Origin of the sequence: Actinomyces urogenitalis DSM 15434 (assembly GCF_000159035.1) — a bacterium.
Lineage (GTDB): Bacteria > Actinomycetota > Actinomycetes > Actinomycetales > Actinomycetaceae > Actinomyces > Actinomyces urogenitalis.
On the sequence record NZ_DS999583.1, the window covers coordinates 1 to 1,789 of the forward strand.

The following is a 1,789-nucleotide window of genomic DNA, read 5'->3' on the forward strand; positions in this document are numbered from 1 at the left end:
CGCCGGTGGGGCCGGCGGAGAGAGGATCTCTCCGCCGGCCCCACCGGGTCAGTGTCGGTCTAGTACCGCTCGCGATCAGGCCTCGTCACGACGACGCCGGGCCAGCAGCCCCGCACCCGCAGCCACACCCGCAGCCGACAGAGCCAGCAGCGGCAGCACCGCAGCACCGGTCTTGGACAGCGACTTGCCACCCTTACCAGGCTTGGTGGTCTTGCCGGGCTTGCCAGGCTTGTCCGTACCAGGAGTGCTCGGCTCGTCAGTCGGACCACCCGTCGGCTCAGTGACCTTCTGGTACACGTACGTGACCGTCTGATCGGCCTTGGCGAAGGTGCCGCTCTCCGGAGCGGAGCCCTTCTGCAGCTCCTTGAACTCGTAGCCGTCAATCGACTTCTTCTCAGCCGTGTAGGCCGCGCCCACGGCGCCCGTGAGCGTCTCGGGGCCGGCGATCTCGTTCCCCTGCTCGTCCATATACTTCACGGTGACGGTGCCGGAGGCGATCTTCATCGAGAGCTGGATCGTGTCGTCATCGGTCGCAAGAGCGTCCTTGCCGTCGGCGAGCTGCTTCGCCGTCCAGTCGAAGACGAAGACCTCGCGCCTGCCGGAGGCCGACGTCGCCACCGCGCCGAACTCGCCGGTCACGGTGCCCGTCGAGGTGAGGACGGTGCCCGCGGCCAGGTCGCTCGCGATCTTGATGCCGGGGACGGTCACCTTGAGCTCGGTGCCCCCGTTCACGCCCGAGGCGTCGACCGCCGCCTTGAGCTTGGCGTAGGTGTCGAGCGAGGCGGCGTCCTTGAGCCCGAAGGTGATCGTGACCTTCTGACCCTCAACCTTCACGCCGGTGATCTCGAAGGTGTCACCCAGGCCCTCCGCGGCCTTGGCCACGTCCTCCTTGGTGAGGTCCGCCGGGAGCGTCATGCCCTCCGGCACCGTCATCGTCGCGGTGAAGCCGAAGTTCTTCACGTCCACCGCGATGGTGCCGCCGTCGGGGTTGCCGAAGCGACCCTCGATGGCGGCCATCTGCTGCTTGATCGTGTCGATCTTCACCAGGCCCGTGAGGTTGATGCTCGAGCCCACCGCCACCTCGGGCGTGGCCTCGTGCGTCGTGTCGGAGCCGGTGAGCATGTCGCCCGGGAGCTCCTGCGCGATCGACTGCGGGATCACGGCCGTGAAGCGGATGGAGGCGTCCCCACCGGCCACGGCGTCCTTACCCTCAGCCCACTGCTCGCCCGTCCACGCGAAGGAGAAGGCCTTCGCGGTGCCTGCGGCGGAGGTGGCGATCGCCTTGAACCGGCCGTCCACCGTGCCGCGGACCACGAGCTGCTGCCCAGCCTGGACATCGTCGTTCACGGTCACGCCGGGAACGGTGACCCTGAGCCAGGCGCCGCCGCTCACGCCCGCGGCATCGACCGCGGCCTTGAGCTTGGCGTAGGTGTCGAGCGAGGCGGCGTTCTTGAGGCCGAAGGTGATCGTGACCTTCTGGCCCTCGGCCTTCGCCTCGGTGATCTCGAAGGTCTCCGCGAGGCCCTCGGGAACCACCGTGCCCGCGGAGACGTTCTCGGGCAGCGTCATGCCGTCCGGGACCGTAAGCGTGGCGGTGAAACCGAAGTCCTTAACGTCGATCGCGATCGTCGAGCCGTCGGGGTTACCGAACTGGCCCTCGATGCCCACCATCTGCTGCTTGATGCCGTCGATCTTGACCGCGCCCGTGAGGTCGAGCGTGCGGCCCGGGTAGACGGCATAGACCGCCTCATGCTCGGTGTCACCGCCGGAGAGGATATCGCCGGGGAGC

General features: G+C 68.2%; 1 protein-coding gene. It reads right to left on the reverse strand.

Annotation, left to right across the window (positions count from 1 at the left end; genetic code table 11):
* Positions 1–75: 75 nt before the first annotated feature.
* A partial coding sequence (locus HMPREF0058_RS13055) for a MucBP domain-containing protein (protein ID WP_006549929.1) occupies positions 76–1,789 on the reverse strand: 1,714 nt, incomplete at its 5' end.